This window comes from Lewinella cohaerens DSM 23179 (assembly GCF_000379805.1).
Classification (GTDB): Bacteria; Bacteroidota; Bacteroidia; order Chitinophagales; family Saprospiraceae; genus Lewinella; species Lewinella cohaerens.
In genome coordinates this window covers 70666-89989 of record NZ_KB903536.1, presented here as the reverse complement: position 1 = coordinate 89989, position 19324 = coordinate 70666, and the positions used below count along the sequence as shown (strand labels likewise).

General features: G+C 45.1%; 8 protein-coding genes. 3 read left to right on the top strand and 5 right to left on the bottom strand.

Going from position 1 to position 19324, the window contains the following annotated elements; genetic code table 11:
* The first annotated feature begins 372 nt into the window (after window positions 1-372).
* Window positions 373-3690 (top strand): T9SS type A sorting domain-containing protein, encoded by a 3318-nt coding sequence (locus A3EU_RS0107030; protein ID WP_020535430.1) that lies wholly within the window; start codon window positions 373-375, stop codon window positions 3688-3690.
* Between the two features lie 299 nt (window positions 3691-3989).
* On the opposite strand, the gene A3EU_RS0107025 is transcribed toward A3EU_RS0107030, so the two are convergent.
* From A3EU_RS0107025 to A3EU_RS32585, 3 genes are all read right to left on the bottom strand, one after another.
* On the bottom strand, window positions 3990-4460 hold the full coding sequence (locus tag A3EU_RS0107025; protein ID WP_020535429.1) for a DinB family protein: 471 nt from the start codon (window positions 4458-4460) through the stop codon (window positions 3990-3992).
* 50 nt (window positions 4461-4510) lie between these two features.
* Window positions 4511-5857: a WG repeat-containing protein gene (locus A3EU_RS0107020; protein WP_083937296.1), complete on the bottom strand. Its 1347-nt coding sequence runs from the start codon at window positions 5855-5857 to the stop codon at window positions 4511-4513.
* Window positions 5858-5978: 121 nt separating this feature from the next.
* Entirely contained in the window at window positions 5979-7841 is a 1863-nt protein-coding gene (locus A3EU_RS32585; RefSeq protein ID WP_020535427.1) for a sensor histidine kinase, read from the bottom strand.
* A gap of 323 nt (window positions 7842-8164) precedes the next feature.
* Here A3EU_RS32585 and A3EU_RS0107010 point away from each other — a divergent pair, with 323 nt between their 5' ends.
* Together A3EU_RS0107010 and A3EU_RS0107005 are read left to right on the top strand one after the other, a co-directional pair.
* Window positions 8165-8911, top strand: a complete 747-nt coding sequence (locus tag A3EU_RS0107010) for a LytR/AlgR family response regulator transcription factor (protein WP_020535426.1) — start codon at window positions 8165-8167, stop codon at window positions 8909-8911.
* Between the two features lie 88 nt (window positions 8912-8999).
* Entirely contained in the window at window positions 9000-10226 is a 1227-nt protein-coding gene (locus tag A3EU_RS0107005; RefSeq protein ID WP_020535425.1) for a M20/M25/M40 family metallo-hydrolase, read from the top strand.
* 215 nt (window positions 10227-10441) lie between these two features.
* On the opposite strand, the gene A3EU_RS0107000 is transcribed toward A3EU_RS0107005, so the two are convergent.
* Both A3EU_RS0107000 and A3EU_RS34190 read right to left on the bottom strand, forming a co-directional pair.
* Window positions 10442-11446 carry an NAD(P)/FAD-dependent oxidoreductase gene (locus A3EU_RS0107000; protein ID WP_026211264.1) on the bottom strand — a complete coding sequence of 335 codons (1005 nt, stop codon included), beginning with the start codon at window positions 11444-11446 and terminating at the stop codon, window positions 10442-10444.
* A gap of 192 nt (window positions 11447-11638) precedes the next feature.
* Window positions 11639-18394 (bottom strand): SdrD B-like domain-containing protein, encoded by a 6756-nt coding sequence (locus tag A3EU_RS34190; RefSeq protein WP_020535423.1) that lies wholly within the window; start codon window positions 18392-18394, stop codon window positions 11639-11641.
* Window positions 18395-19324 lie beyond the last annotated feature (930 nt).

Below are 19324 nucleotides of genomic sequence, written 5' to 3'. Positions count from 1 at the left end.
CGGGGTCGGCTCTCAGGGTAGGAGGTGGGTTCTCCACTTAAATAATATGTTCGTAAAGCCCGGGTTGTAGTCTGTCTTGGACGCCCTATCTATTCAGCAATTTTGGCTCAACCGTATGATCGCATTGGTATGATCAGCTCTCATCAGGAGCACCGATCCCCAGCGTATGAAGCTCCTAACGAGCCACTGCTCATTCGCAAATAGAATCAATATTCATACATTTAAACGTGCTAATCTCCTTAAATTCCGTTCCCTAAAAGACAAATGCTCTTTTGAATATCGAAGACCCGGCACAATTGTTTTAGATTCGCGTTTGTAACCAGCTATTGCCAGTTACCTCCCGACGCCAACATATTATCAACTATTCACTATATGACTAAGACTAGTATGGTCTTGCTGATGGCAGGACTTTTGTGGGCTAATTTAGCCCTCGCTCAAAACAACACTTCTGCTCAAAAAATTGACGCTACTGTAGAGCAGACCTATGCGGAATATCTAGGGCATATCCCGGCAGTCAGGACGCTGATTCCGGTGCCTGCAACCGACCCGGAACGTCGAAAAATGGGTAAGAAGCCTCGTTCGGTACCCAAGAACTTTCAAGGGCGCGGCAAGCAAGCCGTTCTCTTTCCGGAGAGACAGTACATTGGGCCTGACCTTGTCCGGCAAACCGGTATTACCGGAGGAGGTAACTTCGCAGAGCCTTTGGTAAATATTAATGGCCTTGTTACAGGGTCTTCGCCACATGATCCTTCTGGTGATGTGGGGCGCAACCACTACCTTCAGGCTGTAAATGCCACCCAGTTAGGTGTTTACGATAAGGAAGGGAATATTATCACTTCTTTTGCTGCCAATACCATTTGGAGCAGTATTGGTTTCTCATCGGCAGGTGACCCTATCGTTCTTTACGATCAAGAGGCAGAGCGTTGGTTGATTACAGAATTTCCCAATGGTAATCGCCTTTTAGTGGCTATTTCTGCTACGGATGATCCACTAGGAGAGTGGGATGCTTATAGTTTTTCTACCCCCAGTTTTCCAGATTACCCGAAGTATGGTATTTGGGGCAACGCTTATTCGGTAACAACCAATGAAGGTGGAACGAATACGCTGCATGCTTACTTTATTGATCGCCAAGCAATCCTGGATGGTGCCGCTATGGTTCCTATTCAGCGGATAGGATTACCCGGTACCGGAAATACAGAATCCGGATTTACCGTTGCTACGCCTGTTGATTGGACGGGGCCAGATCAACCTAGTGATGAGCCATTGATTGTTACCCTTAACGATTCTTCATGGAGTGGTAATGAGGAGGACGCGATTGAGGTGTATAGCATCAAACTCAATTGGGATGATCCTGACCTGACAGAGGTTACCAATACCAGTGTTGTGACAGCTCCTTATGACGCCTACGCTTGTGCTGCCGCAGGTGGTGGTTTTGCCTGTATCCCACAGTTGGGTGGCAATGGCTTGGACGGCATTCCGGAAGTTATTATGAATCAGACCATCTACCGCAATTTCGGCGATTACGAAACCATGGTGATGAATTTTATGACTGATGTTGATGGTAATGAGCTTTCAGGTATTCGTTGGACAGAAATTCGTCGTTACCCAGGCGAAGATTGGGCCGTTTACCAGGAAGGGACCTGGGCACCAGATGATGGTCTGCACCGCTTTATGGGAGGTATAGCCATGGATAGCGACGGTAATATTGGCTTGGCGTACAACGTGAGTAGCGAAGACACTTACGTAGGCGTCCGCTTTACTGGCCGCCGTGCAAACGACCCGTTAGGAGAAATGACCTTTGAGGAATATAATGTCGTAGACGGGCAAAGCACCATTAATTCAGGAACTCGCTTTGGTGATTATGCGCACATGTCGATTGATCCTATTAATGATCGTACCTTTTGGTATACCACCGAATATGCTGGCCCCAATGGTTCACGTACCCGTATTGTCGCTTTTGATTTACGCAAGGATACGACGGACCTTACCCCGTTGGCGTTGCGCAGCCCACTAACGGCTCCAGAACTTACGGCTACGGAGGCTATCCAGATGGAGGTCATCAATCAGGGCTTGGATACTTTAGAGAACTTTAGCGTAGGCTATGTTTTTAATGGCAATACTGCTGTGATTGATACCCTGATGTACACCCTTTTTCCTGACAGTACCTATACTCATACCTTCGCTACCACCGAAGACTTATCCGTAATTGGTGATTATCCTTTTACAATATTTGTACATACCGAAGGTGATGACCAACCTCGGAATGACACACTTGATGTTGTAGTGAGCCATTTGCCACGCCTTGATGCAGCTATAACGGGTATTAATACCAATGCTGGAATTACTTGTGGTAGCGAGACTACCGTTACGCTTGTGCTTACCAATCTGGGCACCGATACTTTAATGAACTCGTTGGTTACGCCAGTTTTAAATGGCACGGCACTCGACCCTATTATGTGGGAAGGAGTACTGGCTAGTGGTGAGTTCACCATTATCAACCTTACGGTTACCACTGCTGCTGATGGGGTCAACACCCTGAATGTAGCGGCCACAATGCCTAACGGTTCGCCAGATCAGCGACCAGAAAATGATGGCTTTAGCCGTGATTTTGAGGTACTCCTGAATGGCGTTCAGGCCACGTTGAATATTCTTACGGATGAATACCCCGAAGAAACTACCTGGGAATTGGCCAACGAAAATGGTGAAATCCTTTACGAAGGCGGCCCTTATGATGAGGAGTCTACGCTGGAGATAGAAAGATTATGCCTTGACCCCGAGGCCTGTTACGTCTTTACGATGTATGATTCCTATGGTGATGGTATTTGCTGTCAGTACGGAGAAGGTAATTACGAAATTACCGACGAAGAAGGCTTACCCTTATTGACCAGTGATGGTGATTTTGGCTTCAGCGAAACCAATAATTTCTGTGCCACTTACACGTGTACCCTTGCGGGTGATGTGGAAGTAGCACCAACTTCGGCACCAGGGGTTGAAGATGGTACCATCTTGATTATCGCTTCTAGCGGTGTAGGTCCTTTTGAATACAGTGTCGATGGTGGCATGACTTTTCAAGAGGAGAACTTCTTTACAGGCTTAGCTGCTGGTGATTACGAGATCGTAATCTTGGGGGCAGGTGACTGTACTTACACCGAAATGGCAACTATTGCCAGCTGTACACTAGAGTTTTCTACCGCTACCGTAATGGGAGAGTCAGAAGTAGGTGCAAGTGATGGGCAAATTGAAGTATTGGTTGTGAACGGTGTACCACCTTATACCTACCAATTGGGTAATAATACCCAGGGGCAGCCATTATTTGACAACCTGAGCGCTGGTGACTACATGCTGACGATTGAGGATGCACTGGGTTGTTCTGTGGATGTAAACATTATGCTAGATGTGATTATCTCTACCGATAATCTAACCACCATCTCAGGAACTCCGATCTTGGTTTACCCGAACCCAACGGAGGGCGTTTTCCAGATTGAACTTCCTGGATTGGAGACCAATACCGTTTTCTTACCTGTGCAGGTGTATGACGGAAAAGGTAGCCTCTTGTACCAGTCACAGCTGACTCAGTACGATAGCCGCTATATTGGTTCTCTTTCGCTTTATGCTTACCCTGATGGTGTGTACTTTGTACGCTTCCTCGATGACCGCGTAGCGCGGTTGGTACGTATTGTGAAGCAGTAAAGGGATATAGGTTTCGCGGGCTTTAGCCCGCTAGAACACTCCTGTCTGTGCGGACTAAAGCCCGCAAAAGCTACAGGGTGTACTTTTAATAAAGCCGCTGAAGAATCATTGTTCTTCAGCGGCTTTTGTATGGGGATTTGGGTGTGAGGAAGATTTTGATTTAAGGTGGGGGTAAATGTTGTTTTTTAATTCACTAAAGCTCTCTTCTCCCAAAAAATAGACTTTACCTCTTCTGAATTCCTTGGTGTGTCCAAAGTGATTTTATAGAGATTTCCAATTCCTTTATTTTAAGGCCACTGTCATTTATCCAACAACATCTTCTTCTGCAACACAATCTGCCCCAGATGATAATACCCATGTTCAATCATGGCATCTATATTACGTTCGTAGGTGCCGTATTCTTCTTTCACGAACGGAGCTTGGAGTTGTTGCTCAGTCAGTTGCTCAACTTTGGTGGCAAACTGTTCGGCATTTTCCCAAACCTTATTGAGTAGTGCCTCCCATTCGCTTTGGGATTGGATGGGTGGGGCATCAAAACTGTATTTATCTCTAATATCGAGGGAACCTCCTTCGAGTACCTGAAGCAGGCCTGCTACATAATAATCCATGTGAAAAACAAGGAGAGCAATGGTGTTTAGCTTCTTCACAGGAGTAGTAGCTAGTTTCCAGTCTATATCTTCCACCTCGGCTTTTAGGTTCGTTCTTGCGATCCAGTCGCCGTTGAGGTATACTTCGCGAAATTGTTTTGCAAGCTGGGTTGGTGAAGCCATTGTTGTCGGGAATATCTAGTTAGGTAATCATTGTTTAACGGACGTTGGTGCTAATCAGCCTTTTTACAAACCGCTACACCAGAGTCAGAAAAGGCCCTTGCTGTAAGGTATTCAAAAGGAATAACGACATCGCCTTGCAAATTAAGGTAGCCCATTTTACCCTCTTTTTCAAAAGGGCAGAGTCCATGAGGAAAGCGTAAGTCGGGAACGTTTTTGTAACTAAATGAAATGAGAGTTTCTCCTTGTTTATTGATAACACCGTATGTACCATTGTTTTTAGCCAAGGAATATGTTTGGCCATTTCGAAACCTCTCGATATACTCAAATGTAAACGGAATAACTACTTTCCCGACGGTATCCAATGCGCCATAATGATCACCTTTACGGGCGATGATAATGCCATCACTATCGGAATTTATGGAATGGTAGACAATGGGAATGACGACATCTTTATTGGCGTCGATCACTCCGTTATAACCGTTCTTTACGACCCTTGAGCGCCCGTTTTCTAATATGCTAACAACATCATATTGTGGCTCTATAACCACATCACCTGCACGATTGCGAAAACCGATAAGCTCGTTTTCTTTGAATTGGGCCAACCCATTTTTGGAAAAACCAGTTAAGAGGTTCCATCCCGTAATATCTATTACAGGTTCTAGTTGTCGGTTGCGATACACTTCCTCTTGTTGGTTGCGTGTATAGACCAAACCATGATTAAAATATCCTGCACGCTGAAATTGACAGGCGATGACTTCTGCTCCTGTACTATCTATAAAACCAAATAAGCCGTTTTCTCGTACACGAAGTAGCCCTTCCGAGAAAGTCCCTATTTCACTATACTTGATAGGCGTTATTGGGTTTCCTTTCCGATCAATTAGACCATACTTGTTTTGTTGGCTTACCTTAAATAACCCATTCATGTATAAGTGTGAACCAGCCTGCTCATAAACGCAAGGGATGACGAGTTGTCCTTGGTTGTTTACTACGCCATATCGTAGGCCTTTGTCCGTGTTTTTTCCTACCCAGGCCAGGCTGTCAAGAAAAGGGTTGCAGCGATCATAGGCCACCGGAACTTTAATGGTACCAATGGTGTCTATGTAGCCACATTCTTGCCCAATAGAATAGATTGCCATGCTTTGGTCAAAGCTGGAGATATGGGGAGTGTCGAAAGGAATGATGAGTGTTCCTTGCGTATCAAAAACACCTGTAAGACCATCTTTATAAGCAACGACCCTGTTATCGAATGGATGGCTGAGAGAAGTATACTCAAATGGAATAACGACTTGGCCTGTTGTATCAATGAGACCGAAGTTCCCTGCTTGAGAAAGCGCTACTATTGGTTGTAATAATAGGCTGAATAAGAACATTTCCGCTAGGAAATATAGATTGTGCATAGCAAATAATTAACCAAAGATGTCTCAAAGATAGAAAAGAAGATTTTGTTTCTTTATCTCTATCAACCACCGTTTTCGGCCACCGAATAGGGGAGTGAATGCTATGTGGTAGTGTAGAAGTTTAGCTATTAATAACCTTAGGTAAAGTTACTTTGAAAACGGTCCCTTCGCCAATTTTTGTATCAAAATCAATCATCCCTTCGGCTTGCTCAACGATGGCTTTGCACATGGCTAGTCCTAATCCCATACCTGACGATTTGGTGGTGAAGTTGGGTTGGAATATTTTTGATTGGATATGTAGAGGGATCCCCGTCCCGTTATCTGTTATCGTTAATTGGTGGAAATCACCCAAAGCTTCCAACCGGATATCAATATGTGGTGCTTGCTGGTCGTGAAGGGCCTGATCTGCATTTCTGATCAAGTTGTTGAGGACCCTCAGTAATTGATCTCTATCTGCATGTATCATGGCTGGTGCTTCAGGCAGGTTTAGCGAAAGTTGGCCGCTGGTTTTACCTGCCGAGTGAAGATCGTAGGCCGATTGCACCAGTGTGGAGAGATCAAAAGTGGTAGCGTTGGCTTCGGGAAGACGGGCAAAGCTGCTAAATTCCGTAGCGATAAGCGCCAGACCGTCGATCTGTTCAATGATCGAACCGGCAATCCTTTTACTCCATTCCCGTGCTCTTTCGGGATCTTCTTTCTCCAAGCGTAAAAGCTGCTGCAACTGAAGCTTCATTGGCGTAAGCGGGTTCTTTATTTCATGGGCAACTTGCTTGGCCATCTCTCGCCAGGCGCTTTCTCTCTCTGTTGCCGCCAATTTAGCAGCGCTCTTGTCGAGATCGACAATCATTTGATTGTAATTAGCTACCAATTTCCCTATTTCATCTTCGCGAGGCCACTGTAGAGGTTCATTGTTTTGCAGCCTGGTATCTCCTAATTTTTTGCCTATTTGTACGATAGGGTCACTGATGCTGTTGGCCAGAATTATTCCCAGCGCACCCGCAATTAATAGAAGAAAAATATACAAGCTCAGCAGCTGTTCTAACCAACTGCTCAAAAACTCTGGTTGGTCTTTGAAAAAGTCAATGGTAAACCAAGCTACGAGAACGAGTGCGACCAGTGCTATTACAAAGAAAGACAACTGTACTCTTACCTTGAGAGAGCTTGGCCCAAAAAGAGGTAATAGCCATTTTTTAAAAGGATATCCCAACCACCAGGTAAAACCACGTAAACAGAGGCAGTAAGTGAGCCCGAACAGGAAGAGCACTGAAGTTAAAGCCAAGGGAGGGCGAAAACCTGCTGCTTTCCTTCCCACAATGACATAGTCTTGTCCATTTTGCTGGCGGTAAACCCAGTCATTTCTTTCTTTGGTACTGTGTAATTGGCCGGTTCCTGTGGGGATATTCCGTAATTCATTGGGCAATAAGGCTGGTGCAGAAGTAGGGGAGAGGGTATCCCATTGAAATTCTAGATGATATTGTCGGGTGGAATCAGGCGCTCCTGTTCGAACAATATCATGGGCAATAGCTTCATGGGTTTGTTGATCAATACTAAGACTGCGTTGATAAGAAAACGCAGCCAGTAATAAACTGATGAGTAATAGCCAAACCAATAACCAGGTCATACTGGTACGGTCGTTTTCCAGGTAAATGTCGAGTGTGATAAGGTAGATGATCAGGCTTAGGAAAAGAGGCAGGAATTGCATCTCTAATGGAAGAAGGTAAGCCACCAGAGCTATCGACAAACTAGCACCTATCAACAATAATAATCGTACCCGCCGATCTGGAAAATACCCTTGTAATAGTTGGATTTTTCGTAAGCTCAATAGCCAAATGCCGAGGGTCAAAGGAATCAGGGATAGGATATTACCCCATACGGTGAGCGGTAAATCCGTGAGGTGGAGAAAGCCCCGCCACCCTGTAGACGCCCGAGTGACCCATTGTGTTGCAACAAGAAGGGCCAGTAGTGCGCCTCCAGCAATAAACACAGGGATTGTTTTTTTCCATTTTTTCTCCTCGCCCTTAAGAGGCTTGTCGAGTAGAGGTATACTAAGGAGGCTAAGTAAATGACCTGAAAACCAAAATAGGACAGGCAAGTATTGCCGTGCAAGGAGATAACTTCCGAGCGCGCCAAGCGCAATTAATAGCCAGGATAGAATTTGCCGATTTAATGACGACCTCAAAGGAAGGCCCATAAAGGAAATGGATTGATTATGATGGTGTACGAAAGAAAGCTAATTTTGTTGGAATTACTCACATATATTAGGGAAAAGACGGCTTTCTTAACTTTCAAAGTTGTTATCTTTCGCTTATGTTGACAGCAATAATAATTGAAGACCAGCCAGCAGCAGAAAAGCAATTGCGGCAATATTTACAAGCCCACTGTCCGGAAGTGGAGGTGTTAGCTTCGGCCGATACCGTTGTTCAGGGGGCTAAGCTCCTCAGGCAACTACAGCCCGACCTTCTTTTTCTAGACATTGAACTCCCCGATGGTACCGGATTCGACCTCCTGGATATTATGGGCGAATGGCCGGGGAATGTCATTTTTACTACGGGCTTAAATGATCAAGCGATTCGTGCCTTCCGGTATGCAGCGATAGACTACTTATTGAAACCTATAGACCCTGAATTATTAAAAGAGGCGGTAATGAAGGCCGAACAGCAATTAGGTAGGCAGCAACCTCAACGGCAATTATTGCAGCTGGCAGGTAAAACTGGCCCTTCTTTACCTCAAAGGTTGGCCCTGCATGCCCAAGATCGCATTCAGCTAGTAGAAATCAAAGAGATTATTCGATTGGAAGCTGAAAGCAATTATACCAATTTTCACCTCTCCAAACAAAAGCCTATTCTGGTCGGTAAAACCTTAAAAAGTTTCACCGATTTATTGGAGGAACATGGCTTTCTCCGGGTACACCAGTCTCATTTAGTAAATCCATTGTTTATTACTGATTTTATCAAAACGGACGGTGGCTACCTGCTTTTGAGTGAAGGAACAAAGGTTCCTGTGAGTGTCCGACGTAAAGCCCTGGTGATGGAATATATTTCTAAGCTGGGCTAGCTCAATAGTTTTTGAAACTATTATTACTAAGCGTATTTCCATTTTTTGTACGAAAGGTTGATCTTTGTGGCCACAAAAACAGGAAACTATGCTTAAAGGTATTTTTTGGACAATTACGATGTCCATTGCGGTGACTGCTGCTGCTCAGGTTAATATCCCACTACAGCAAGCTCAGGTCGATGTTGTTTACCTCGCTTCTGATTACCTAGAAGGCCGGGAGACAGGATTAAAAGGCGAGATTATGGCAGCCGAATACATTGCCTGGCGGTTTGCACAAATAGGTTTGGAGCCTAAAGGGGATAACGGCAGTTGGTACCACGAGTTTGAGTTGACCTACAAGTCTAACCCTCACGCAGAAACCGGGGAAGAAAGAATTGGCCGCAACGTAGTCGCATATCTTGATAATGGTGCTGAAAATACTGTTGTTATCGGAGCGCATTATGATCACCTAGGGTATGGGGAATTTGGTTCTCTACATGCTGGTGAGCCTGCCATTCATAATGGTGCTGATGATAACGCTAGCGGGATTGCTGCCCTTCTTTACATTGCAAGTAGCTTGAAAGATAACAGCGCCGCAGAAAATAATAATTACCTTTTTATGGGCTTTTCCGGGGAAGAGCTGGGGCTGGTAGGCTCCAAAAAGTGGGTAGCTTCTCCTACCATTGATCTTGGTACGGTCAACTATATGCTGAATATGGATATGGTGGGCCGGTTGAATGAAGAGAAAGTTATGGTAGTTAATGGTGTGGGAACGTCTCCATCGCTTACCCCTGCTTTGGAGAAAGTAAAAGTGGGAGGTATCAGTATCAAGACTACTGAATCGGGAGTAGGTGCTTCTGATCATACCTCTTTTTACTTACAAAATATTCCCGTACTGCACTTCTTTTCTGGTCAGCACAGCGACTACCATAAACCTGCTGATGACCCTGCTACAATCAATTATTCGGGGATATTGTCTATCAGTGATTACATGCTAGCCTTGATCGAAAAACTGGATAGCGAAGGTCGCCTTGAGTTTACGGAAACGAAAAATGAAGCCAATGGGCGTTCTGCAGCTAGTTTCAAGGTAACGCTGGGAGTAATGCCTGACTATGTCTACGGAGGCACCGGAATGCGCATCGATAGCGCTATTGAGGGCCGCCCAGGTCAGGTAGCAGGCTTGAAAGGCGGTGATGTTATTATGCAAATCGGAGATGTAGAAGTAAAGGATATTTACGACTACATGGAAGGCCTCGCCAAGTTCAAAAAAGGCGAGTCTACGAACGTGAAAATCTTGCGAGGCGAGGAAGAAATGGAAGTAGAAGTAACGTTTTAAGCGTTTTTTACCACAGCACCTATGTGGTAAAAAAATGATGTAATCAGAAAACTAAGGAACTGTACATAAATAAACCTGCTTTCTAGAGTCGGTTATTTTGTTGCTAATTGAAGGTGCCAAAAACGGAGTTATGCCATAGCATAATGAGTATTTTGGTAACGCAGAGTAGCTGCAAAAGAATTACTCAAGAGAGTAGGTTTATTTGTGAACCGTTCCTAAAACCCATTCACGCCATTTACCGTCGTGTATTTAAAGCTCAGCTTCTGATCAGGGTAAATGTATTTAAAAGCTGATTGTACAGCGAGGGTTCCTTCGTGAAAACCACAAAGGATTAATTTCAATTTCCCCGTATAAGTATTGATATCACCTACGGCATAAATGCCCGGAACCCCGGTGCTGTAGTCCTCTGTATTGACGACGATAGCATTCTTTTCAACAGTGAGCCCCCAGTCTCCAATGGGGCCAATTTTTGGTGATAAACCAAATAAAGGGATAAAGTGATCGGTAGCTTTGACCAACTCTCCTTGCTCTTTATGCTTGATGACCACATCCGTCAATTGACCATTACCACGTAACCCTATTGCCTGTGCATTGGTGAGCAATGAAATTTTTCCTGCTTGTGCAAGGTCATGTACTTTCTCTACACTGTCCAGTGCTCCACGAAATTCTGTGCGGCGATGAATCAGTGTGACTTCTTCCGCGAGATCTGCCAGAAAGATGGTCCAATCTAGGGCAGAATCACCACCTCCGGCAATCACTACTCGCTTGTCGCGGTAAAGTTCTGGGTCACGAATGATGTATTCCACACCTTTGTCTTCAAACAGTTCCAAGTTGTCCATAGGCGGCTTGCGGGGCTCAAAGGAGCCAAGCCCACCAGCGATGGTGATGACTGGTGCTTCGATTTGTGTACCTCTGCTGGTAGTGACCCGATACATCTTATCGCCTACTTTTTCAATCTTTTCGGCGCGTTCGCCTAAGGTGAAACCTGGCTTGAAGGGAGCGATTTGCTCCATCAGATTGTCCACCAGTTCACCTGCTAAAATAGAGGGGAAGCCGGGTATGTCGTAGATCGGTTTTTTCGGATAAATCTCCGATAATTGCCCGCCTACCTGAGGTAAAGCATCAACGAGATGGCATTTAAGTTTCAGTAGCCCAGCTTCAAATACGGTAAATAAACCTACGGGGCCAGCGCCAATAATAAGTATGTCTGTCTTAATCATTCCTTCTACTTTGGGGGTGCAAAGGTACATAGTACTTGACCTTTCTTTGTAATGAAGCGGTAAGTATTGCGCAAAATTAATAGTCAGCTTCTTCTTTTAGAGTGATCTTTGTTACTGTTTAGTAATAAAAAAAGCCGCCTCCGTAATTACAGAGGCGGCTTAATCACTTTTCCTTTCTAAGAAGAGAGGGTATTATTTCCGCTTAATGACTTTCATGGTACGGATATCTGTTTCTCCAAGACGCAGGCGTACAAGGTACGCACCGGCTGGGTAGTCGCTGAAGTCGAGTTGCAGTTGTTGCTGACCATTCGTTACTTCAATACTTGCCATCTTCTTACCGCTTACGGCAAAGATTTCCAGTAGAACATCTTGTGCATCGAATGTTTCAAAGATTTCCAAATTCAGTACATCCTCTACAGGGTTAGGGTAGAGCATGGCAATTTTGGAATCTGTAAATAGAACAACTTCTTCCGTATTGGAATAAACCGTATTACTGAATTCGTCTTCTACTTCTACGCGGTAGTAGTTAATTCCACGCTTAGGAGCTTGGCTGTAATGTTCGAAGAACAGGACGCCATTGAGCTGACGCATAGGCTCTGTAACTGTAGAAATCCGTTCAAAATCTACACCATTATTGGAGTGCTCTATGTGGTATTGCAAACCAGGAATATTGGCGTTCATTTCCCATGATACCATAACATCACCTGCATCAGGGTTCATTATTTCCGTATCAATCACTAATCCTTGGCTACAAGTTGTAGGCGAAGTAGTGATGGTAATGGTCTTGTAAGCGTAGGCTGTACAACCTTCGTGGGTTACAATAAGCTCTACTTGGAAAATACCAACATTGCTCCAGGTAACCGTAGCACTTGGGCCATTTACGGTTGCAGGTGTTGCACCTCCGGTGAAGTTCCAGGTAACTTGAGAACCCGTCTCCAAGTCTTCCGCAACGAAAGTTGTTGGCTCATTCCAACATACTAAACCAGGACCATTGATGATGGCTTCTGTTTCGTCACCAACTTCAACGACAAGAATGTTAGATTCAAGGAAAGGACCACAATTCTCTGTTCGTGCACAACGAGCAAAATACGTTGTATAAAATACCGGTCCTGGATCGTAGGTTGGCGAGTTGGAGTTGTCAATTGGTGTCCAATACTGGATTGGAGTACCAGGTAAACCATTGGTATACATCCACATATACTCAATAGGTCCATCACCACCAGTAGCTTCTGATAGGGAAACAAAAGCTTCAGGGTCATTACCAGGAGCACAGAGGTACTGGTCGTAACCAATTGCACCAGGGTGAGTGATGTTCACACACTCAGGACAAAGGCCAAAGTCAAAGCTGAGGTTCGTTTCGTACGGATCGAGATGGAAAAATTCGGTCATTAAAGTTGCCGGATTCACATCGCTGTCCACTTCGTCGTTACCACCTTGATTAGGAGCTGTTGGCTCATAGCCAGGTACAGCACCAAAGGTAATCTTGTAGTTACCAGGAGGCACCGTAAAGCTGTAGTTACCATTAGCATCAGTAAAGGTGGTCATGTTTACGTTAGGATCCAGGAATTCGGCAGTACCAGTGATAGTCACTTCTACGCCAGGAACACCTGGTTCTCCACCGCCTTGAATACCGTCACAGTCGAGGTCAAGCCAAACGCGATCACCAACAGTTGCCAAACAGTCTTCGGTAATGTCAAACTGAGTAATCACAGTAGCTTCACATTCCTCTGGGTCAAGCGGGATCAAGGTGGATATCAATTCGTAGCTTCCAGTACTGAGAGCGATAGGGTCGATCGTTGTACTGATTACACCATTAATGGTAAAGATCATATTGCCCGGAACATTCGGATTCGCTCCCAACTCAATTGGAGGGTCTGCCAAACACAAAGTAGTTGGTGGCAACTCGTTGATGTTTAGGGTCGGGTACTCACAAGTATTGGTGATAGATAGCGTATCGAAGTCATTAGTGGTAACCACAGAGTAAGTGATCTCATCTACCAAACGGAAGGTGAATTCATAAACACCTGGCTCTACTTCGGTCATCACCTGTGGGTAGGTAATGAGTACAGGAGCTACTGGAGGTTCTCCATTGATTGCTTCGTACATCCCCGCACCATCAATAATGGTCCAGGTTTCATTCGGGTAACTATAAACGGTAAAGGTCTCTGTAAATTGACCATTATCTTCGTTCGTAGAGTTGTTAAGACACTGACAAGGATCACCAATTACACCATTAGGTGGAACGTAGATACCGCCATCAACAGTAAGGTCAATCTCTCCGGGATCAAGAACGTAGACACCAGTCATGCCGTTCATGCCAGGCACGATGTCGCTGTCTAGCGCGTCATCTCCTTGGTCAGAAGCCGTATAGTCGAAACCGTCAGGAATAACGAATTGGATAGAGTAGCTACCTGGGTCAAGACCAAGGAAGTAATACTCGCCATCGTCGTTGGTAACAGTCGTAGCAATGACTACACCGTTTTCATCTTTAAGGTTAACTGTTACTCCGGGAACAGCAGGTTCGTTATCGTCTTGCTGACCGTCGTGGTCAATGTCTTCCCATACGTAGTTACCTATACCAGCTAGGGCTTCTAGCGTAGCAGAACAAGTCGTTTGACAACCATTGGCATCGGTGACGGTTACGTCGTAGGTGCCAGGAGCCAGATCAGTGATCGTTTGTGTCGTTGCACCGTTACTCCAGCTATAGGTAAAAGGAGCCGTACCACTAGAAACATCTACCATCAAAATACCATTGTCTCCGAGCGTAGAAGCTTGTACTTCCGTCACAGAACAAGAAGGTGCAGGGAAGGTTGTTACAGCCGCAAAAGCTGTTTGCTCACAGCCATTAGCATCGGTGACGGTTACGCCGTAGGTGCCAGGGGCTAGGTTGGAAACAGTAGCGGTTGTTGCACCATTACTCCATAGGTAGGTGTAAGCAGTTGTGCCACCAGAAACATTCGCTACCAAAATTCCTTGGTTAACATTGCTACAGGTTCCACTGTTTTGGGTCACATTTACCACCAAAGGTGTTGGTTCTGTGATCATGATGCTATTGGTCGCCTGACAGCCATTGGCATCAGTAACCGTAACATCGTAATTGCCACCAGAAAGACCACTGATGGTTTGGCTGGTTTGGCCATTACTCCATGCGTAAATGTAAGGAGCTGTTCCACCACTTGGTGTAGCTGTTGCGCTACCGTCGGCATCACCAGCACAGTCTAGGTTTACGCCGTTGACGTTAGCTACCAATAGAGTAGGCTCTGTAATGATGATACTAGCTGTTGCAGAACATTCGTTAGCATCAATCACGGTTACAGAATATGTGCCTGGAGCCAAATCGGTGATCATTTGTGTTGTTCCACCATTGTCCCAGTTGTAGGCGAAAGGAGCTTGTCCCCCGGTGGTAACAACATTGGCTGTGCCGTCATTATCACCAAAACAAGTTACCATTGTGCCAATGACGTCTGCCGTAAAGCCTGCTGTTTGGGTAACTTCAGCACTGCGAATGGCCTCACAGCCACTGGCGTCAGTTACGGTCACAGTGTACGTACCTGCCGTAAGGTTGGTAATGGTAGGGCCATTCTGGCCGTTACTCCATGTAAAAGTATAAGGAGCTGTGCCGTTACTCGCACTTGCCGTAACTGCACCTACAGGGGCAGTTGTACATTCAAGGTTAGTTACATTGAAGTCAATGTTAATGGCAGGAAGTTCACTTACGATGATAGCAGAAACCACTTCTGAACAGCCATTGGCATCCGTAACGGTTAAACTATAGGAGCCAGCAATTAAGTTGACTGCCGACTGTGTCGTTTGACCGTCACTCCACAAATAAGTGTACATGCCAGTTCCTCCAGCTACAATTGCGGTAGCTGTACCGGTAGCTGTACCGCCACAAGTAATGGTAGGAGCTGTAACGTTTACGTTGAGGGCTGGTGGGTCACTAAGGGTGACACTAGCTACCGTTGTACAAAGGTTTGCGTCGGTGACGGTTACCGTATAGGCTCCAGCAGCTAAATTATTGATAGTACTTGTGATACCACCATTACTCCAATTGTATAGATAAGGAGGAGTACCTCCATTGCCCGTAACAGTAGCTGATCCATTGCTGTCACCAGGACAGGCAGGGTCATTGCCATTGGCTACAGCAGTGAGTACTTGAGGTTGACCTACAGTAACATTCGTTTCTACTACACAGCCGTTGGCTTCTGTAACAGTTACGCTGTAGGTGCCAGCAACAAGACCAGTAATCTCGTCTGATGTTTGTCCGTTGCTCCATAGGTAAGTATATGGCATAGAACCACCAGAAGTAATTGCTAAAACACTCCCGTTGTTATCTCCAAAGCAAAGCGCATCACGAGGAATCAAGTTGACACCAAAGTCACTGATAACGGTGATTGTAATGCTTGCTTCTCCGGTACAACCATTAGCGTCTGTTACGGTAACAGAATAGGTGCCACTAACAAGGTTAGTGACGTTTTCGGTAGTTGCACCAGTACTCCAGTTATAAGTGAATGGGCCAACACCACCGGTAACGATGGTTCCGGCAAAACCGGAATCTTCCGCTCCACAAACAATTGTCTCACCAGTGATGAGAACGTCGATTTCCTGGGCCTCGGTGATGGTAATGCTTGCGACAGCTTCACATTCATTGACATCTGTAGCTGTAACGGTATAAGTTCCTGCTGGAAGCCCGGTGATGGTTGCACCAGTTTCACCAGTGCTCCATGCGTAGCTATAGCCAGGAGTACCGCCCGTTGCTGTAGCAGTAAGGGAAGCGTCAGATGCTCCGAAACAGTTTTCCGGGTTAGTCGCCTGAATGCTAACCTGTAGCGCAGGTGGTGCAGTAACGGTGAAAGAGTTTTGTGCTGTACATCCGTTGGCATCCGTAATGACAACGGTGTAAAGACCAGCAGTAAGGTCATTGATCATTTGCGTATTGGCACCATTGCTCCAGGCAAAAGAATAAGGTGCATCGCCTCCAGTAGGTATAGCAGTAGCTGATCCTGTATTCTCTCCTGCACAAAGCACGCCTGATCCGGTAACAGTTACAGCAAGATCATCAATAACGTTGATGAAAATAGATTGGGTATCAGAACAGCCAGTAGCATCTGTTACCGTAACGGTATAAGTTCCTTCTGTTAGTCCGCTGATACCAGCAGAAGTTGCGCCAGTACTCCAAAGGAAAGAGAAGGGAGGCGTACCACTGGTAGGTGTAGCAAAAGCAGAGCCAGTGTTACCAGCTCCACAAACAGTATTTGTTCCTGTTAAGGTGAAAGTTACACCTGGTGATTGTAGGATGGTAATAGAAGCAATATCCGTACAGCCATTAGCGTCGGTAACGATGACAGAATAACTGCCAGCGCTTAGTCCGCTAACAGTAGGGCCAGTCGCGCCAGTACTCCAGTTGAAGTTGAAAGGAGCGGTGCCGCCAGTGACAAAAGCCGTGGCTGTGCCAGCCGTACTGCCTGGACATAAAATTTGCGTACCTGTTATATTTACAAATACATCGGGAGGAGCTACCAGGGTGGTACTTGCCGATGTAAGACAGCCGTTTCCGTTGCTTACTGTTACGGAATAAGTGCCAGCTCCGAGGTTGCTAATCGTTTGAGTGTTAGCTCCTGTATTCCAGATAAAAGTGAAAGGGCCAGTACCTTGAGTTATAATAGCTGTAGCAGAACCATTGTTCACACCACAAGTATTAGGATTGTTACCTGCGGCAACTACTGTAAAAGCAGGCGCTTCAGGTACATTCACAACGGTTGTAGCTACACAGCCAGCAGCATCAGTAACTGTAACTGTGTAATTACCAGGAGCGGCATTCATTACTACTTGTTGGGTAGCACCGTTACTCCATTGGTAAACGTAAGGCATTACTCCACCTTGCGGATTGGCAGTAGCAAATCCATCATCGGCATCTGGACAGGTTTCTGGTGTTCCAAGGCCTCCCAGGGTAAGATTTGAGTTGTTGGTTAAATTAATGGCGGCAGTTTGTACACAGCCATTGTTATCAACAACAGTTAGGATATAAGTGCCAGCACTTAGGTTGAATAGGTTTGGCGTATTTGCTCCTGTATTCCATGAAAGGCTATAAGGGGGAGTGCCTCCACTGATGGAAGAGGTAACGCTACCATTGGTATCTCCAAGACAGTTGGGGTTATTACCCGTAAGGTTAATAACGATAGGAGGCGGTTGATTGACAAAACCACTTGCAGTGTCTGTACACCCATTGGCATCTGTAAGAGTAACAGTGTACGAGCCACCACTTAGGCCGAAAATAGTTTGTCCGCTAGCACCATTGCTCCAAGCATAAGTATATGGAGGTTGACCATTGGATGGAAATGCAGTAAGAGAGCCATCGTTTCCTCCTGGACAGGTAACACTGCCAGTATTAACACTTACTGATGGCGGGTTGACGTCGACGGTAATACAAGTAACCGGGCCACATAAGTGACTGTCTACGATGGTTACACAATATTGCCCACTGGTCACATTCGTGATCGTTTGAGTCATGGCACCAGTACTCCAATTGTAAGTATAAGGTGGAATACCTCCTACGGGGTTGGCAGTAATTGTAAAGGGATCACTACAAAGATCGTCAGCGGTGAGTGTTGCTGTCACCTGAGTAGGCTGATTTACAACTACACTGTTAACGATAGATTGAGCAGCGGCGTCTGTTACGGTTACAAAGTAAGTGCCAGCTGCAAGGCCATTAATAGTAGCACCAGTATCGCCGTTACTCCATTGATAGGAGTATTCGGGAACTCCGCCACTAGCAGTAGCGGTTACACTGCCGTTGGGCAGCCCGAAACAATAAGCGTCGGTAACAGAAAAAGATACTTGCAATTGTGCGTGCAGGGAAGTGCTTCCGCCCAGGCAAAGCGCTAAAAGAAGCATCCAGATGGGCAGTAAGCTTGATGAAGCTTGTTTCCAGGGTAGCTGTTTAGTCATGGTAGATTAATGATTTATTTTTTAAATACTCCAACCTTCTGATGAGTAACATCAGTGATAAGGGCAGCTGTTCGCAACTGCCAGTTAAAAATGTAAGCACAAAAACTCCGACTAAGCCGGAGGCAAGTAGGTAAGGGAAAAATAACGGTGGGGAAGATGAGACAACTCACGCTGTTCCATGTAGCCACAAATTAACAAAAAATTTGACGACTATTCAACGTATTTGTCACAATAAAAAAAATTATAATATGGATTAAAACAAAAGAGTCGTGCTGTCAAAGACAACACGACCTGCTAATAACAAATTATAATCCCATGATTTTTAAGGCTTGGCAGCCATATATTTTAGCGCACGAAATAGTTTCGTGTCATCCTTGCTTTTTTAGCAAAGAGCGTTTTTTAGTAGATAATGTAGTGTGTGGAATAGTTGCTGAAAGCAGTATTAAAACTGCAAAAAGATCTATTTTATTGTGATCTCTACAAAACAAACAAAATCAAGGGGAGAAAAGTTTCGCGAGGGAAAAAGTGAGTCGCATCACTCTCCCCAGGTGATACGACTCAAATACTTATAATCCCATGAACATTTGCGAATATATAACAGTCGAAACTGTTTTTTATCTTTGGTATTCTCTTAGTGTGGGTGTCTGATTTGGAATTTGGTGTAGTAAGTCAGATTTAATCCCTTTCATCTGACTTACTACTCACAAATTAATATCCCAAATACTTTTCCAAGTTTGAAAGTTGATTCGTTTATCAACGTTTCCTTTGTTTGACATTACAATAATGAGGATAAATAACGCCTAGGACAAAGACAAAAAACGTTATTTGTGATTTTTTTTAATGCTATTTTGGGTTTTAACTTGTTGTTGGTTAGGTTTTTATATTGATTGATTGTGAACTATTTTAACCTCTTGAGGCGCTGTTTCTGAA